The 17,385-nt window shown below is 37.8% G+C and carries 13 protein-coding genes; 5 read left to right on the top strand and 8 right to left on the bottom strand.

The window, feature by feature from the left end; translation table 11 throughout:
* Positions 1–272 precede the first annotated feature (272 nt).
* On the bottom strand, positions 273–4,103 hold the full coding sequence (locus H5058_RS00065; protein WP_182676453.1) for a hypothetical protein: 3,831 nt from the start codon (positions 4,101–4,103) through the stop codon (positions 273–275).
* 401 nt (positions 4,104–4,504) lie between these two features.
* On the opposite strand from H5058_RS00065, the gene H5058_RS00060 reads away from it, so the two are divergent.
* On the top strand, positions 4,505–5,446 hold the full coding sequence (locus tag H5058_RS00060; protein ID WP_259398609.1) for a transposase: 942 nt from the start codon (positions 4,505–4,507) through the stop codon (positions 5,444–5,446).
* A 141-nt stretch (positions 5,447–5,587) separates the two neighbouring features.
* On the opposite strand, the gene H5058_RS00055 is transcribed toward H5058_RS00060, so the two are convergent.
* Complete coding sequence (locus H5058_RS00055) at positions 5,588–5,959, bottom strand: hypothetical protein (protein ID WP_086994464.1); 372 nt, start codon at positions 5,957–5,959, stop codon at positions 5,588–5,590.
* Between the two features lie 524 nt (positions 5,960–6,483).
* Here H5058_RS00055 and H5058_RS00050 point away from each other — a divergent pair.
* Positions 6,484–7,098, top strand: coding sequence for an ACP phosphodiesterase (locus tag H5058_RS00050; RefSeq protein ID WP_086997747.1), 615 nt, complete (start codon positions 6,484–6,486; stop codon positions 7,096–7,098).
* Positions 7,099–7,150: 52 nt separating this feature from the next.
* Here H5058_RS00050 and H5058_RS00045 read toward each other — a convergent pair whose 3' ends face one another.
* A complete protein-coding gene (locus H5058_RS00045) occupies positions 7,151–7,459 on the bottom strand; it encodes a hypothetical protein (protein ID WP_011329115.1) in 309 nt (102 codons plus the stop codon).
* A gap of 366 nt (positions 7,460–7,825) precedes the next feature.
* Here H5058_RS00045 and H5058_RS00040 point away from each other — a divergent pair, with 366 nt between their 5' ends.
* Positions 7,826–8,164 carry a YajD family HNH nuclease gene (locus H5058_RS00040; protein WP_086997751.1) on the top strand — a complete coding sequence of 113 codons (339 nt, stop codon included), beginning with the start codon at positions 7,826–7,828 and terminating at the stop codon, positions 8,162–8,164.
* A 392-nt stretch (positions 8,165–8,556) separates the two neighbouring features.
* Here H5058_RS00040 and H5058_RS00035 read toward each other — a convergent pair whose 3' ends face one another.
* From H5058_RS00035 to H5058_RS00025, 3 genes are all read right to left on the bottom strand, one after another.
* Positions 8,557–9,534: a GGDEF domain-containing protein gene (locus H5058_RS00035; protein ID WP_182676450.1), complete on the bottom strand. Its 978-nt coding sequence runs from the start codon at positions 9,532–9,534 to the stop codon at positions 8,557–8,559.
* Positions 9,535–9,783: 249 nt separating this feature from the next.
* On the bottom strand, positions 9,784–10,110 hold the full coding sequence (locus H5058_RS00030) for an SMR family transporter (protein WP_011329111.1): 327 nt from the start codon (positions 10,108–10,110) through the stop codon (positions 9,784–9,786).
* Positions 10,107–10,445: a multidrug efflux SMR transporter gene (locus H5058_RS00025; RefSeq protein WP_011329110.1), complete on the bottom strand. Its 339-nt coding sequence runs from the start codon at positions 10,443–10,445 to the stop codon at positions 10,107–10,109. The genes H5058_RS00030 and H5058_RS00025 overlap by 4 nt, the downstream gene beginning before the upstream one ends.
* A gap of 101 nt (positions 10,446–10,546) precedes the next feature.
* Between H5058_RS00025 and H5058_RS00020 the strand changes: the two genes are divergently transcribed.
* Together H5058_RS00020 and H5058_RS00015 are read left to right on the top strand one after the other, a co-directional pair.
* The gene (locus tag H5058_RS00020) at positions 10,547–11,449 is read left to right on the top strand and encodes a LysR family transcriptional regulator (RefSeq protein ID WP_089368717.1); all 903 of its coding nucleotides are present in this window, start codon (positions 10,547–10,549) and stop codon (positions 11,447–11,449) included.
* A 173-nt stretch (positions 11,450–11,622) separates the two neighbouring features.
* Complete coding sequence (locus H5058_RS00015) at positions 11,623–12,333, top strand: VC0807 family protein (RefSeq protein ID WP_011329108.1); 711 nt, start codon at positions 11,623–11,625, stop codon at positions 12,331–12,333.
* Positions 12,334–12,396: 63 nt separating this feature from the next.
* Here H5058_RS00015 and H5058_RS00010 read toward each other — a convergent pair whose 3' ends face one another.
* Entirely contained in the window at positions 12,397–14,136 is a 1,740-nt protein-coding gene (locus tag H5058_RS00010; RefSeq protein WP_011329107.1) for a SulP family inorganic anion transporter, read from the bottom strand.
* 153 nt (positions 14,137–14,289) lie between these two features.
* Positions 14,290–17,229 carry a TonB-dependent receptor gene (locus tag H5058_RS00005; protein ID WP_182676448.1) on the bottom strand — a complete coding sequence of 980 codons (2,940 nt, stop codon included), beginning with the start codon at positions 17,227–17,229 and terminating at the stop codon, positions 14,290–14,292.
* Between the last annotated feature and the right edge of the window lie 156 nt (positions 17,230–17,385).

Raw genomic sequence — 17,385 nt, 5'->3', positions numbered from 1 at the left:
CCTCTCTGGACTCTCCCAGCGCCACCCGAGCATCACGCTTAATCCTTCAAAACACAATTGATGTGAACGTAAACGCCATGAAAGCACATCCATGTGCAAGCATGGCTTTCATTTCATCCATGAAATGAATTACTCATCAATTGCTTATTTTCAGGGCGTGATGACGGGGGAAGGGTGTTAAACGTGAGGTTGGTGTTTGGTCTTGGCAAGAAACAAGACCTGACCCTATGCACATTATTATATTTACACAAAATTAATGATCTCCTACCCTTCTATTTACCATTTAAGCTTCTCTTGACAAAAATCTCGATATTTCTTTTTTCTTCACTAGATAGTTTACTTTCATGTTCTTTAAATGAAGATATTATTTTACGACACTTCAGCACTGTGGCTAGAAGCATATTAACTTTGTCGTTTTCAACCTTAAATGACCTTCGAGCTGTTAATGCTTGTGTAAAGTCAATATTTGCAAGTTTTAATAACTGAATTGCTTCGCTATTACTTAAATATTGTAATTGACCTGTCAGTAATACTTTACTGAATTGGACATCTGATGCTTGGAGTAAACTCTCTAATAAATAAATGGGAAGTTTAGGCATCTCTGAATCAGAAATATCGCCTCCTTTAATGATCTCTTGAAAGCCCAGCGCATCTTTTAATGAATCATTAATTAAATTTGAGTCTATTAGATCGCTTTTTGATTCAATCAAAACTTTTCGTTGGTTAGTGGACAAGCTTCTTAACTCTAACAAGCTATAGAATACATCTTTATCAAAAGTTAGTTCTTCATTAAGTTGATTCTCGACCACAAAAGAATCGAAGTGTTTAGCTAGGTAAACTGCTGATAGATCTTTGTGAGTTTCTGTGATGGCCTCAAACGTTTCGACATCAACCATTAATTGATTATTTTCAAGTAAGAAAGAAAGCTTGTATGAAGGGATTTCTTCGAATTGATCGATTTGGTAGTGGAAATTGAAGTACGATACATAAGCTTCAAAAGCTCCAATTTCGATTTGGTCATCAAGAATTATTAGTAAATAAGACTCTATGGCTTCATTAGAGAGGGCTGCCTTTTTTTCCGAACACAGAGCCTTATAGTTGTTATTTAAAAACTCTTTAAATGGCTTGTCTTGAATAGACTCTAGTTCATACAAATAGTCTGTATTGTTCCAATTTGCCGAAATCCGTTGTGCTTCTAACAGATGTATCGAAAGTTCATCTCTGTTTTTCAAGCTCTTAATATCTTTAATAATAAAATTATGTTTTTCAATAATCTTGATTCGCGTATCAATAGATATATGTTTGTTGTTTAATAGCCAAACATAATCTTCTTCTTTTGAAACACTAAAATGACCATATGATAATCTCAATGCTATTTGTTCTATTTCAGTATCAAAGATACTTATGAAGTCTTGATCCTCGATTGCCTTAAGACAAGAAAAGTCCCTATGATCGTTTTTAAGTCCAAACAGTTTCTTAGCTATTACCGATAGATTGCTTTCGTGTATTTCAAAAAGTTTATTTTTTAGCACTAAAGCCAAGAAATCTGTTTCGTTTTCCACATGTGACAAATGCTGAAACTTAACATCCAGATACTTAAACACGCGAAATATTTTAGTCGCATCAAATTTTGATTTTGCGAAATGCTCACCAATTGATTCATTTTTGTTCAAGAAGCTTTTTAACTCATTAACGGCATCGCTTAAATAATCGTTGCTGTCTTTGCTAGGTAAAGAATCAATCGAATGAATAAGCAATAACTGTTTGTCTTTTTGAATAAATGACTGTTCAGTAATAAGATCCTTCCAATAGTTTTTGAAGTTATGAACTACGGCAACAATCCATGCTTCTTTATTCACAAGGTTTTTTAATCCATCGCGCACAAGTTGTATACGGTTGGAGTTTCCAGCTAAATAATTTTCTATAAATCTGAATACTGGCAATGGATTTTTACTGCCCAACATATGATCGAACAATTGATAGTTAAAAAACGTTCCTTTTTTGTAATCTTCATCTGATAGATATCTTAGAGCTTCTTCATAGTTATCAACTATGCATAATGGATCAGCGTTTTCGTCGCTTTGAACATTCCTTATAAATGCCATGTCATTTATGGTCATATGTCCTTCATGGAAGTGAGAAATGTACTCGTCATAATGTTGGTCTATATAGCCCCTTTCCAGTAACAAAACTAAAAGGTGCTTATCCGCTATATTTTTAAAAACATCTTGTCTTGAGCAGGACTTAATAATTCCTGTTATAGGCAGCTCATGTAACAGTGAAAGCTCGACATTTAATTGCTCTATTTTCTTTGAAATATCTAACTTTGCTTCTTCTGACTTATCAATGATTCTGCGTTTTCTTTCATCATAATTAGGCAATAGTTCGTCTAAAAATTTTCCAAAACTGAAGTTTACACTTAGATAATTATTATTCGTATTTATTCGGTAGGTCATTTGACTTTTATCTTGCAGCAATTCATCAAATACTTCAGGGTTTTTAATAGTGTCTATTCTGTGCCCGCTTATTTCAAAAATTCCATGATTTGTATTGATTCTGGGAAGTAGGCTTAAGACGTAGCTCGCACTCAATTCCTTTAAAGAGCTAGTTAATTCATGTTCAGAGTCAAGTAAGCGCTGTTTAAATTGGTTAATTTCAGCCTCAATCGACTCCTCTTTTTCACCTTTGATGTTAACAACATCAGAGAAAAATGTTATCAGGTCACCTTTACCGCTATGAAGTAAAGCAAAGTCGTCACAATAAACATTTTTGTAAACAATAAAAGCAAACAACTTGGTTAGATTTAGATGCTCCAAATTTTTAACTAATGTATTTTTGTAAATACCAAATTCGGTCACAATGTTTTTAAGCATTCTCATGTCATCAACATAGACCGAAACACCTCTTAAAAATGAGTCTTCTATATCATTTATTAGGTTGGCATTTTGAATTAACTCTTTGAGTTGAGGGTAGGAGTTTGCTTTACTGGCGATAGGAATAATTGGAATTATGACATCAAAAAACTTCGTCCGATCTTTACCTTGAAATACATCATCACGTAATGCATATATAAACCTGACTTTCTGCTTTACGTCTTTGCTGTCGTTTATTAGCTTATTTAGCTCTTTAAGTTTTATGAACACTTCAGTATTTTGAAATCGGTCTAAATCTTCAAAAACAACAACATCACTTTTCTGACTGGCGAAAAAATAAATTATTTCATCAAGATAAATATTAAATATTGAATCCTTTTTCTGTTGTTCAAATGCCAATTCCCCTTTGGCCGGATTAAATTTAGAAATGTTATATCCACTTAAACTTTTGTATAAATCTCTAACAACAAGTAAAGGTATAGAAACAAGGTAACTCAAAAACCAGAGATTGATATTTACTAATTTTGGTGATGATAAAACAGACTCAATCAGAGTTTTTAATGAGAAACTTGGCAGATAAAGTATTGCCCCTATTATTGCTCCCCAAAAAACTAAAGAAGCTGCTATCGAAATCGCGTGAAAATTAGATACTGGTAGTGGAAATATTCTTCTGAATCTTGAATTTGGAGTTTTTTTACTATCCGTTCTATAAAGCAACTGCTGAACAATGCTTTTTTCTATCTTACTTAGGTCTTCTCGTGCATGTGAAGCTTCTAGCTTAATGTTAGTGCCATTTGTTCCCGCTAATATTGCAGTGTTTTCTTCAGGTGAATCAACTCCAACGCTTTGCGACAGATCTTTAAATGATGCTAACGATATGGATGTAAACTTTAAAAATGGAGTCTTTCTTATATAGGTATTTAGAAGAGAACTCTTGCCGCCAGAATACGGTGAAGTTATAGCAATTTCTCGAACCGTTTGTTCTCTATTGATAAGTGTTTCATTTAGCATATCTATATAAGTGTCAACATACTTTGCATCATCAGTCGGACATAGATCAGGAAGCTTAGAAGAATTTGTATTTGCTGGCAGCTCGAAACACCTGAGAACAGCCCAGCATGTTTTAATAATTCCTTTTTTAATAACTACCCAAATAGCCTTAGGGAGTGCCCAGAAAAGCCAGAACAGTATACTTCTAGTTTTTAACCACAGTAGTTTTAGAAAAGACATCAAATTCCCTCTTAGCGATTATATTTCTTGTATTTTGACAGCATCGAATAAATAGAGATTACTATACAATTAAAAGCTTGATTATTTTACTTAAATTTATACTCTACTAACTAATTTTCAAAATGTTGCGGCGCTTAGGGAAGCGACTACATCCCCAAAATGTAAAGTCGCTAGGGTCAGGTCTCTCTTTTCGCCTTATGTGATTAATGAAAAATGCAAAGCCTGCACCTAGTAACCCCATTTAAAAAAGGGCAATGTTATTGCCCTTTAATGCGCTTAAGGAAATCAAAGGGGTCAGGAAATCAAAGGGGTCAAATCTTGACTTCATACATCAATGGTCTAGATTTATAGTTTATTGCTCATTGAGTTTATTATTATGTCTAGACCACTGCGAATAGAGTATGAAAATGCGTTTTATCAATCGTGGAAGAGGGCGTGAAAATACCTTTTTGAGTGATGACGATTTTAAGCATTTTTTATACTGCATTGAGCAAGCAAGCCTTCGTTTTAATATTGAAGTGCATTCGTATTGTTTAATGACCAATCATTACCACCTACTAATAAAAACCCCTGATGCAAATTTAGGCAGAGCCATGAAACATATTAATGGTCTCTATACGCAATATTTTAATAGAACACACAATACAGATGGTGCACTGTTTAGAGGTCGCTACAAGGCGGTGCTGGTGGATGCTGATAATTACTTACTACATGTTAGCCGTTATATACATCGTAACCCAATAGAAACAAGTACACCGTTAGTAGATGTACTTATTGACTATAAATGGTCTAGCTATTCAGCTTTCATCAAAAAAACAGTGACGCCAAAATGGCTAGTTCGAGACTTTATATTTTCGCTTCAAGGAAAGAATCGTAAATATGCTGCGTACAAACAGTTTGTTGAATATGAAAATAATAAAGAGGTAAGTACGTTTTATGGCGCTAAAAAGTTACTTTCAGTTTTGGGTTGTGACGCATTTATTGAAAAAATAAAGGGGTATATAGCAATACCAGATAGCGAAAGAAGTATTGTTATTAAAAAACGCTCAACGGATGATGTAATTGATTACTTAGCTAAATATTTTTGTATAGATACACATGATATTGTAACGGTTAAAAAAGGGCGAAAAGAGAAAAACTTGCCACGTATGTTTGCTATTAAATTATGCCAAGATTTAACTGGGCAAAATTTAAAAGCGTTAGCCGTTATTTTTAATGTTCAACATTATTCAGCTATATCCCAAACGGTATGTAGGCTAAATAAGTTAATAATTGAAGATGATAAGGTCAAATTACAATTCGAAAAACTGCGAGATAGCTTGATGTGTGAAGTCAAGATTTGACCCCAAACCTTCAAACCTTTCAAACCTTTCAAACCTTCCAAACCTTTGACCCAAACCTTCAACGCAAATAAGGTAGGCCGGATAAGCGGCGCAGCCGTGCCATCCGACAGTTCACATAATTGCTTAAATAAACTTAAGAGCTTACGCTTCAGCCCCCAGTAAACTATCAATATAAGTGAGTTCTTCGCTAAAAATACCACTAATGAATGCACTTTGTTCGCTAATTACAGCGTCATGAGGTTGGGCTTTATAGTCTTGTTGGCACCTGACAAGTTCGGTGGCTAACCATTGGCATGTGTTGTTTGCTGTATTTATGGCTGTTTTTAAAAAAGATGACCATTTTATTTTTTGTAGATTAAAGCGGTATAGCGCGACAGCAATTAAGCTATAGGCTTGTTGCTTGGGCGATGGTGCGTTATTGCTCTTTAATGTGTAGCTGTTTAAAAGCTTGGTGCTGATAAGGGCTTGTTGCAGTGCGACTTGCTGTAATTGGCTTAAAAAAGTAGTTGTCATAACGTGTTGTGCCTCTGTGAGCTTAATAACCTGAGCTTCGGATAATAAACTTATCTCAAGCAGCTATTTTCAGCGCTAACTGCGTTGAATTTACTTGCAATAGACTAGCTATTTACGCGTAAATTCGACTTGTTTTCACTGAAAGCCTTTGGCTAGAGAAAATAAAATTAAATATAAATATGATTCAATACGTTAGTAAATCTCTTAACCAGAGTTCAGGTTTAATAGTTAAGGTTAAGCAAGGCGTTTTATGACTCATGCAGTACCGAAAAAATACAGCAACATTGATAGCAAAATAGGGCTGACTCTTTACTGAATTAATCAAACATAATTGTAATTGGGTGGGGAGCAGGTTTGTGTTGTCTTTTTTATGGGGAGCGCAGGAGTCTGTGTTTTATTGGTGAAAAAATCACGAACTAAAATATCATTCCCTTGAAGCTTAAAGCCTTTCACTTTTCCTTTATATGAATTTCATCTACAACTGCGTTATTATCTAAAAGGTATTAACCAAACCCGAGAACACGTTGAATTATTTAGCTCATCTTTATTTAGCACAGCCTACGGCCGATTCGCACTTTGGTAATTTACTGGGCGACTTTGGTGGTCAACGGCATTTAAACCAGATACCTATAACGGTAAAGAATGCGCTCGATAATCACTATTTAGTGGATAAATTTACTGATTCTCATCCTATAGTTAAAGAGGCTAAACAGTATTTTTCATCTAAGCGTAAGCGTTTTGCAGGGGTGGCTATTGATGTGGTGTTTGATCACTTTTTAATTATGCATTGGCAAAAATATAATCTACAGCCATTAAACGACTTTAAACAAACTAGCTTTGCGCTTTTGCATAAGCGTATGCCTGTAATGCCGCCGCGAATGCAGCACGTTGTAAAACACATGACCGACAACGATTGGTTTAAAGAGTACGAAACTCTTGATGGGGTAGGGCTAGCACTTGATAATATAGCCAAGCGCATTCGCTTTACTAATACCTTTGCTGGTGCTGTTGATGATATAGCAAAGCATTATGATGAATTGAATGTTGTATTTTTAGCATTTTTTCCGGAGCTGATTACGCATGTAAATCAGTTTAATCTTGAAAACGCTAAAAACATCCGTGGGTTTTATACTTTATAGCCGGGGGATTTAATCCCCGAATCTACTTTTTATCCTCGGTAATAAACCTGATTTAGCTATCGGGTGCTTCTAATGTAAATACTAAATGTTTACGCATATCTTTTAAAACAACGCCTTTTTTTAGCATGGCTGCGCTTAAGCGTTTTTGCCATTTTAATAACTCTGGTTTTGCTGCAGCTAAGGCTTGCTCGTTGTCAAATTGAAAGCACAGTAATAAGGAGCCAGGGAATAAGTGATATTGAACGTCAAACCAGCATTGCAGCATACCAGGGAGTTCTGCTAGGCCTTGTTTTTCGAGTGTATCGGCAATATTAAGGACAAGCGCTTGCTGTTTTATTTGCACTGCAGAGAGTTTTTTCATTGTTTTATCCAAGTTGTAGGCTAACAAATACAGCCATAAGTGCTCATTATACCCAAGCTTTTAGGTGAGCAACAACTTTGAGGATAGTTAACCTAAACTCTGGATAATAAATTTATCTCAAGCAGCTATTTTCAGCGCTAACTGCGTTGAATTTATTTGCAATAGGCCAGCCATTAACGCGTAAATTCGCCTTATTTTCACTGAAAATCTCTGGCTAGAGAAAATAAGTTTAAACATCATTATTATTATTCAATGTGTTAGTAAATATCTTAACCAAAGCTCGGTGGTTAAAATAAAAGGCGCTGTTCAAAGTGGTTTTTAAAGGCTAATCTGGGCTTATTGTAAAAAGACGGTAGTAATAAGTTAATGAGTAAAACCACGAGTGGTATGCAGGCTTATCAGCAGCAAGAAGAAGGTTATCGAATTAAGGCGTTAAGATTGTACCCTTGGGTATGTGGGCGCTGTGCACGTGAGTTTGAGTATTCTAATTTACGAGAGTTAACGGTGCATCATATTGATCATGACCATAATAATAACCCTGATGATGGTAGTAACTGGGAGTTATTGTGTATTTATTGCCATGATAATGAGCATAATAAATATCACGAATATGTGTTGTACGGCGGCACTACAGAGCAAAAAGTGGTGGCGGCTACACATAACCCGTTTGCCGACTTAAAGGCGCTGCTAAACAAAGATAAATAATGGGTAAAGCCATTTTGGCCAAGTGGTTAGTTTAGCTTACTTATTTCAAAGCTTTAGGGTCTGTTTATCTTTCAAGGTTAAATTTGCAACAGTGTGTTTGGTATTTAGGCAAGGCAGAGCCTATGTGGTGTGGTTATTCCCCATAAATAGGCGATAACGTAGAATCAATACCAAACATGCGCTGCCCGAAGGGTTCTTAGGGGCAATTAACTCTTTGTTAGGGGCGTGAGCAGGATGCAAAAGCTTTGCTCGGTTTTTGCTTATTCTTACATGGATGTAAGCCAGTAGAATAACGCAGGAGCAGTTATCGAGCCCACTAGGTTACAAACCTCGCGCCGTGATTAACTCGCCCCTAGTTTGAACGAATTTTAATCCGCAAAGGTCAGCAGACCCTAATCTTTACTAAATACGGCGCAGTCGCGGCCTTGTTTTTTTGCTTGATACATAGCATCGTCGGCGCGTTTAAACCAGCTAGCAACTGTGGTGCCCGGTATCCAAGCTGCAACACCAAAAGATACAGTAACTGAGTTACCCGCAGGTGTTTTTAACTCGTTTTTTATTGTTTCGCGTAGCTTGTTTATAAAGCTAACTTGCTCTTTGGGCGGGATTTCGGGAATTATTAGCACAAACTCTTCGCCACCAAAGCGGTATAGCTTATCTGATTCTCTTATATGTGAATTGGTAATTGACACTAACTGCTTTAGTACTCTGTCTCCTTCGGCATGGCCGAATTCGTCGTTTACCTTTTTGAAAAAGTCTAAGTCTAAAAACGCTAATAAATAAGTGCTGTTATAACGCTCTGCTCGCGAAATGGCGGCTAGTGTATCATCGTTAAGCGCACGGCGATTTAATGCGCCGGTTAAAGGATCGGTACTGTTTAGTTCTGCAAGTAAAGCAAGCTGCTTGTTGCCAAAAGAGGCATATACAAAAGCACAGGCAGCTAGCATTAAGTTGGTTGTAAAGTAAGAGTTTAGTGGCATAACATCGAATAAATTAGGTATGCTCGCAATAATTGCCACATTGCTAAGGGTGAGTATGAGCGCTTCTATTGGTTTAACTAAAAAAAACGTAACGGCTACTACCGGATAAACCCATAGCATACTGTTAATGCCGTTGGTAATTATAATGGCAATAACGCCAATATTAACAAGCAATGCAATAACGGCGCTAATAACACGCGGCTTTTTAGTGTAATGGGCATAACCGACTAAGGTTAAAATACCGCTTACAATGGCTAAGTCAATTAGCGCTGCGACTATGTTATTTTCTATAAAACGAATAATAATAAATGGCGTAATACCAAATACTGACACAATACTGAGTATAAGCAGAATAGAAAGCTGATGTTTTTCTTGTAGTTGCTTGAACATAAATGCCTCAAGGTAATAAGTATAATAATGCCAAACCTAAACTAGTGATAGCTTAAGCAAGCGGTGCGCTTTTAAGTTTTTATTTACTACTTTGTAGGTTGGCACAGCGCAACGTGTTACAAGTTATAGCGTTGCGCTATAAAATAGTCAACTAAGTTAGAAGTTTAGCCTAAAGTTAACTAAGGCAAAACAGCAGGAAAAACTAGCTTGAACTGCAGAGCACTTTAGCTAGTTTTTAATAAGAGGTATTTACGCGGGGCCAACTAATTGCATTGTCACAATAGATAAAATAAGTACTGCTAAACCAAAACAAACAACCCAGTTTAATTTATGACCAAACAACAACCAAGTTGCCAGCGCAGTACCGCTAATTGAAAGAGCTCCCCAAGTGGCGTAGGCAATAAACAGTGGGATGCCTTGCACAGCGAGGGTGAGTAAGGCAAACGCGGCCATAATAAAAACAATGGCAAGTATGCCAAAGCGTTTATGTTTAAATCCGTGCGACATTTCTAAAAATACGTTGGCGGCAATGTCAAAAATTACTGAGCCAAGAATATAAAGCCAATATACTGTCATTGTTTTTGCTCTTGCATAGCGTGGCCGCTGTTAATTATAACAATGCCGATAATAGCTAATAAAAGTGCAAACATTTGGCCAATAGAAATAGCTTCGCCTAAAAATACAAATGACACAGATGCAATTAATATCATCCCCAAGCCTTCCCAGAAGGCGTTAGCAAGTGCGATAGGAATTTTGCTGGTGGCTTGGCTAAGAGCAAGATAAGCTAAGCCAACCATTAAAGTTACAAATAAGCTACCTAATAGTAACTGGTCTTCGTTTACCAGCCACTTCATTACTGTTGTACCTATAACCTCAAGAGTTACAGCTATTATTAAATATATCCAATGCATTTTTCCTGCTCTTAATACTAAAACATTGTGCGTATAATACTGCTTATTATTTTTATACTATAATTGCTCAGAGTCAAAATAATTGACACTAAGGGGGCTTGATGAAATTAGAGTCGTTACAGTACTTTGTGATGATTGCACAAACCGGCTCTATTGCTAAGGCGGCAGCGCGCTTGTCGGTTAATCGTAGCACTATGAGTATGGCGCTATCGACGCTAGAGGATCAGTTGGGTACTGCGCTATTTATTCGCACTGGTAATAGTATGCAATTAGCCCCCGCGGGTGAAAAAATAATTGACGATAGCATTCGCTTAATTAACCTTGCTGAGAGTATTAAGCACCGCTGCCTGCACGATGACGAGCAACTGCCACACCGCTTAGTTATTGGCCGTGATGATGCTTTACCCGAAGCCTTTTGGCGCGAAATTATTCGCAGTATTCGCAAGCGCTACCCAGGTATATCGTTAGAAATGCACTATGCGAGTGCAAATGCGTTGCAGCAAATGGTTGAAGAGGGCTTTATGGACTTAGCTTGTTGCTTAGATCAGAGCTTGTATGCAAATACTCAGCTACCTTTACAAGTTTTGGGCTGGGTGGCATTGCATATGGTTATTGCCAAAGATCATCCGTTAACGCAAATGCGCTATGTAAGTAATGAAGACTTAGCCAGTGTGCCGCAAATTGCTTATTTAGATTTAAGCCAAAGTGACATTCAAACCAATGTATCTGAGCGTTACGATATTGCGTTAAGTAGCTTTGAGTTAATTAGGGATGCAATACGCGACAAGCTAGGTTGGGGTTATGTGCCAGAGCCATTATTAAAAGGGTTTCAACCACAAGAGGTGGCGCGCATTGCTCATGGCTATAATGTTTCGTGGCATGGGTATGTGGCTATATCGCAGCAAGTAGTTGAAAACGAGCAGCCAATAATTCGTGAGATTCGCCGCCTTATTAGCGATCAGATGGTGGCTTTACCTGGCATCGATATGAGTTTGCCTGCGTAATAGAGGGCTGTTTGTGCACTTATACACAAAAAATAATTGCTCCCTTTCGGCTTTTTAATCAATACAAAAACGACAAGCTAGAATGGCGAAGGTATTGCGAGTATTATAGCCTTTGGCAGTAGCGAAGAGGTGCTCTTTTCGTCTTAGCAATAATATATTAATGGAAGTAACGAATGACAACCAGTGGTCAAAATAACAGTAAAGGTAAAAAAAACAATCCATTATTTGAGGTCGTTTTTAATATTATAGTGCCTTCAATTATTTTAATGAAGTTTTCGGGGCCTGAATATTTAGGAACCGTTGTAGGGTTAATTGTCGCGCTTATATTTCCTGTGGGTTACGGTATTTATGATTTTATTAAAGCACGCTCGTTAAATTTTATTTCATTATTAGGTTTTTTAAGTACTTTATTAACGGGTGGCATTGCGCTGTTTGAGCTTAATGTAGAATGGTTGGCAATAAAAGAAGCGGCTATACCGGGTATTATTGGCCTGACTGTTTTAATGTCGGGTTTTTTTGGTAAGCCATTATTGGCAAAGGTGCTGTTAAACTCGATTTTATTTAAGTTAGATGTAATTTACGATACGTTAGATGCGCGCGGTAATACCCAGCGTTTTAAGCAGCAAATTACCAAGGCTAATTATATTTTAGCGCTTACTTTTGCTTTTTCATCAACTATGAATTACGTGCTTGCTAAGTGGATAGTGACCAGCCCTGCGGGTACGGTAGAGTTTAACGAGCAGCTTGGCGAAATGACCTTGCTCAGTTACCCTATTATTGCTATTCCGTCTATGTTGGCAATGATTGGTATTTTCTTTTATGTGATTAAAGTAATTACTAAATTAACCGGCATGAAGTTTGAACAAATGGTTCATTCACAGTAATTTAAGTTACTAAGTTTTTAGTATAAAAAGGCTTACAACTATGTGTTGTAAGCCTTTTTGCGTTTATAGCGGCTCGGGTTTTGCCTCATTGGTATGAGCTTCAAATAAGGCGACTTCGTCGGTAGGCTGGCTTACGCTATTTTTTTGTAGCGCAACATATAGATCGGAGTGAACATAAATGCCATTTTTACCCGATACCATTCCGGCAATTTCAAACCACGATAGAAGCTGGCGTTTTCTACCTGCTAGCTCAAGACTAATGCCACGCTTTTTAAATATAACGTCTAAATCGGCAAGCATGGCCATAACGCTTAAATCTAAATGGGTAAAGCAAGGTACGGCATCAATAATAACGCATTGGGTATCGTCTTTTTGTTTTGCGTATTGCTCAAGTAATCTGCGTTTAAAGTAACTGGCATTAAAGTAAGTTAATGGCGAATTAAAGCGGTAAATAAATACCCCTTGCACGGCTTTTGCTTTATCGGTGGCATCTAAGCTTCTTACCACGCCTTTTATATCTACGCCTAATATGTTGTCGGTAGGGCGCATTACGGTGCGAATAAATTGAAATAAACCCAGTAATACAGCAAGCGTAATACCCGGAATAACACCAATAAACAGCACTGCAAACAAGGTGGCTAAGGCAAGGTAAAACGCCTGCTTATCTTTAAACTTTAGTTGCCATACCGCTTTTAAATCTAACAAATGCACAGAGGCAATAATAAGTACCACGCCGAGTGCTGCACTAGGTATAAACTCGAGCGGGGCGGTTAAAAAAATAGCAATAATAGCAATAATAGTGGCGGCTATAATCGACACTAATTGCGTTTTACCGCCATTAGCGTCGTTAACTGCGGTGCGAGAGTCGGCGCCACTTACAGCAAAACCTTGCGACAACGCAGAGGCGAAGTTGGCAATACCTAGGGCTCTAAACTCTTTATCTGCATCTATGTCGTAGCCATTTTTTGCGGCAAAACTACGCGCTGTTAGCATCATACTTACAAAGCTCACTATGGCTAAGTTAAGTGCCGGCACAACTAGTTCACGAATAATACCAATATCAAATACAGGGGTGTTAAATACCGGCAGTCCGCCGGTTACTGTGCCTATGGTTTTAATATTAAATTGCTCTAAATTAAAAAACCACACTAATATTGCGCCCAAGGTAATGGCAAACATTGATGCGGGCCATGTAGGCTTTAGTCGTTTCATAACAAAGTAAATAACCACAGTAAATAAGGCCATTAATAAAGTGGGAATATGGGTTTGTGATAAATAAGTGGGCACCCCCCCTAAGCGTTCAAGTAGGTATCTTTCATCAAAGGTAAAACCAAATACTTTAGAAAACTGACCCACAATAATAGTTATGGCTACGCCGTTTAATAAGCCCATTAAAATAGGCTTAGATAAAAAGTCTGCTAATACACCTAATTTAAATTTACTGGCTATAAAACACCAAAAACCAGTCATGGCGGTCATGGTTACAACTAGCTGCCAGTGCTTAAAACTGTCGCCTGCGGCAAGCGGGGTAACTACTGCAGCTATAACTGCACAGGTTGCTGCATCGGGGCCAACTATTAATTGTTTTGAGGTGCCAAAAAGTGCATATAGCATCATGGGTAGTATGCAGGAATACAGCCCAACTGCAGCATTAACACCAGTTAACTGTGCATAAGCAATAGCAACGGGTAGCGCCACGGCGGCAACCGATAATGCCGCTCTTAAATCATCAGCAAACCATTGTCGTTCATAATGAAGTAAAGTATTTAAACCCGGCATAAAATTATATAAACGCGACAGCACTACCTTTCCTTATTAATAGTAATTGCTCTTTGATATTAAGTTTTATATTAAGATAAGTATAGCTAGGGAGAGGGTTTTTTATGCAATATAAAGCTACTATTATTTAGGCATAAAAAAGCCTGCATAAAAGCAGGCTTTAGCCTTCAGGGAAAATTAAAATTTAGCGCGAATGCCTAAGCTATAACGGCGATCCGCCTCAGTGTACTTCCAAGCACCGCCTAGTTCAGATAGGTAGATTGAAGGTTCACCGGTTAAGTTTGTTGCGTTACCTACTAGGGTAAAGTTTTCGTTTATGTCCCAACTTGCAGAAAAGTCTAATTGGCCTCTGTCATCGCGGTAGTTATTACCATAAACAGTACCGTCTTGTGAAATGCTGCCGTTAGAGTTAATGTTTTCTACGCGTTTTTCGTTTTCAGTACTTAAGAAACCGTCACGGTAGTTATAAGCAAGGCGAGTAGAGAAACCTTCGTGCTCCCAAAATACTTGTAAGTTATAAGTGTTTTTAGAAATGTCTAATAATGGGTTGCCGTTTGGCTGTTCGCTGTCTGCGTAAGTGTAGTTTGCATTAATACCCAAACCAGAAAACGCACCCGGAAGGCTTGTAAAAAACTGCTGGTAACCTACTTCAAAACCTTGAACAGAGCCGTTTTCACCGTTAATATTTTTAACGGTATCGATGCCGGTAAGCCCTGCATCTCTAAGGCCCGCAACGTGATTAAAACCATCAGCATCTACAGGATAGTTAGTTGCATCAGAGTAAACCATATTATCTTGAGATACGCCGGCAGTATCAAGCTGACATACTTGGTTCCACTGTGTTACGTTTTGCAGTGCAGCGGTAGTTGATGAGGCAACACACGTGCTTTCGTTGCTTAAAAATGACTTAACATCTTTATAAAATAGTGCAAAAGACAATACGTTACCTTCATCAAAGTAATGCTCTACAGATAAGTCGTATTGGGTTGCGCGGTATGGTTCTAAATCAATAGCTCCTTGAGTTGCACCCGTTCGGTCGTTATTTACGTCAAATGCTGGGCTTAGCTCGCTAAAGTCGGCTCTGCGCATAACTTTTGCTGCAGCAAAGCGAAATAGTGTTTCGTCTGAATAGTTATATGTCACGTTTAAGCTAGGTAAAAAGTCGGTGTAATCATTTTCACCCGTCACTTTTACACCGTTTTGGTAAACACTTGACTCAAGATCTGTTGTTACATAACGAGCGCCCACAATGGCTGTAACGCTATCAAAATCTAAATAAGCCGATATATAAATTGCAGCGGTGTCTTCAACTACATTTTTGTATGCGCTTTCTTGAAACTCTTGATTGTCGTGTAAGCTCCCAGTAGACGCTAAATTAGTGCCTGCTAATAGTTGCTGTAATTGAGCATACGTATTACTTGGGTTAGATAAGCCATTATAAGTAAGGAATGTTAAAAGATCGTTTTGACCAGAGTGACCCAGTTGATTAAAAGAGTTATCGTGGCTCATAGTTGTAAAGCTGCCAGGGAACAGCGCGTTATAATCATCGGCCCATAAAGTTGCTAATGACCCATCTGAGTCGTTAATAGCGTTTTTATAAATATCTTTAATTTCTACTTTGTATTGTTCATATTCGTAATCGCGTTTAGTAGCGCGAACACCTGCTTTTACTTTAGAGATCCAGTTTGCACTGCTTAACGGCTCAAACATTTCAATATCAAAACGAACCGCTGTTTCATCATTATTGGTTTTTCTATCTTCACTTTTGAATGTTCTTAATGCTAAGTTTTGTGGATTAGTAAATGCAGTTGGATCTGAGTGTATAATGCTTGGTAAGCGATTACCGTCTTGTGAAAATGCGCCATCATATAAATGGTTTACTAAATCAACACCGCCACTGGCTTCAAACGTCGATTTTTCGATTGGACGCAATGTAAATTCTGAGTCTGGTCTTATGCTTTCAGAGGATGCAACAGCAACTTCACCAGAAATTTTGATGCTATCGGTAAGGTTCCATTCTGCACCAAGTGCATTTGAAAACGAGTCAGTATCACGAAAATCACTGTATGTTTTAGGAATACCAAATTCGTTAGTTAACGTATAGTTATTTACGCCGTTAGCGTCTTGTGTGGTGTTTGCATCTGTTGATAGTGAACCTGCTACACCTAAAATAGAGTTACCAGCTTGCTCACCAGAGCGCTTAGTACCACTTAAATCAAGATATACCATGCCATTACCCGAGTGTGGTGCCCACTGAAGTGATAAATTTACAGCAGTACGTTCACGTTTCTCTACATATTGCTCAATACTGTGCTCATCTCTGACGATGGCGTTACCGCTTGGTGTGTTTCCTTCTTGAGCGTTAATTACTATGTCTTGAGGTTTTACGCGGCTAGACGTTTCGTCTTGGCGAATTTCGCGATCTTGATATGAAAACATAGCAATGGCACCAAACGTGCCCATTTCATCAAAATCCCAATTATTACCAACAGATCCACTGAAAATAGGCGCTACGTTTTCGGTTTTATCTGCATATTCTGCATCTAACGACATAGCTGCTGTTAGTTTATCTAATTCTAATGGGCGAACCGTTCTTAAACTAACCGTACCACCAAGTGCGCCTTCAATCATATCGGCAGTTGGCGACTTAACAACTTCTACTGTTTTTAAGAAACTTGATGGAAAATCTTGAAGGCTAATGCCATCACGAGAATCGCCAATAGTAGAGCGACCATTTAATTCAACCCGGTTTTGCGGTAAACCACGAATCGAAACACTATCACCCACACCAAAGTCAGAATTAATAGATACACCAGTAATACGTTGCAGGGCTTCGGCAATATTATTGTCTGGTAATTTACCAATGTCTTCAGCAACAACAGCATCAACAATACGACCGTCAGTACGTTTAAGCATTGCAGCTGCTTTCATACTGTTAAGAATTCCTTTTACTTCAATAACCTCTATGTTTTTATCTGCTGTGGCTGAGGTGTTTTCAGACTCTTGTGCAGCTAAAGTAGATGATGTCATTAAAATAAGTGCGGCCGCGCTAATAAGTGCAGGATTACTTTTATGTTGTTTATTGATTAGTGAGGAAGTAATTCGATTAAGCTTCATGTATCTCTCCCGTTTGGGTAATTGTGTGTTGATGATGTGCTTTGGTTTACCAATTTTTCAGAGTTTTACTTTTTTTGGTAATGCGTAAAGTGTGGTTAAAATTAGTCCAATTAAGTTTTAATTTCAAGCTTTGTTTACCAGTAGTGTGAATTTGGT

This window comes from Pseudoalteromonas sp. SR45-4 (assembly GCF_014163535.1).
GTDB lineage: Bacteria > Pseudomonadota > Gammaproteobacteria > Enterobacterales > Alteromonadaceae > Pseudoalteromonas > Pseudoalteromonas nigrifaciens.
Note: the sequence above shows the minus strand (reverse complement) of the source record. Positions and strands in the feature narration are given on the sequence as shown.

What these genes read in the sequence shown, in the direction of transcription:
- H5058_RS00030 (WP_011329111.1), bottom strand. Translation starts at nt 10,110, where the DNA reads ATGACAGTATATTGGCTTTATATTCTTGGCTCAGTAATTTTTGACATT.
- H5058_RS00065 (WP_182676453.1), bottom strand. Translation starts at nt 4,103, where the DNA reads ATGTCTTTTCTAAAACTACTGTGGTTAAAAACTAGAAGTATACTGTTC.
- H5058_RS00055 (WP_086994464.1), bottom strand. Translation starts at nt 5,959, where the DNA reads ATGACAACTACTTTTTTAAGCCAATTACAGCAAGTCGCACTGCAACAA.
- H5058_RS00015 (WP_011329108.1), top strand. Translation starts at nt 11,623, where the DNA reads ATGACAACCAGTGGTCAAAATAACAGTAAAGGTAAAAAAAACAATCCA.
- H5058_RS00035 (WP_182676450.1), bottom strand. Translation starts at nt 9,534, where the DNA reads ATGTTCAAGCAACTACAAGAAAAACATCAGCTTTCTATTCTGCTTATA.
- H5058_RS00005 (WP_182676448.1), bottom strand. Translation starts at nt 17,229, where the DNA reads ATGAAGCTTAATCGAATTACTTCCTCACTAATCAATAAACAACATAAA.
- H5058_RS00025 (WP_011329110.1), bottom strand. Translation starts at nt 10,445, where the DNA reads ATGCATTGGATATATTTAATAATAGCTGTAACTCTTGAGGTTATAGGT.
- H5058_RS00045 (WP_011329115.1), bottom strand. Translation starts at nt 7,459, where the DNA reads ATGAAAAAACTCTCTGCAGTGCAAATAAAACAGCAAGCGCTTGTCCTT.
- H5058_RS00060 (WP_259398609.1), top strand. Translation starts at nt 4,505, where the DNA reads ATGAAAATGCGTTTTATCAATCGTGGAAGAGGGCGTGAAAATACCTTT.
- H5058_RS00040 (WP_086997751.1), top strand. Translation starts at nt 7,826, where the DNA reads ATGAGTAAAACCACGAGTGGTATGCAGGCTTATCAGCAGCAAGAAGAA.
- H5058_RS00020 (WP_089368717.1), top strand. Translation starts at nt 10,547, where the DNA reads ATGAAATTAGAGTCGTTACAGTACTTTGTGATGATTGCACAAACCGGC.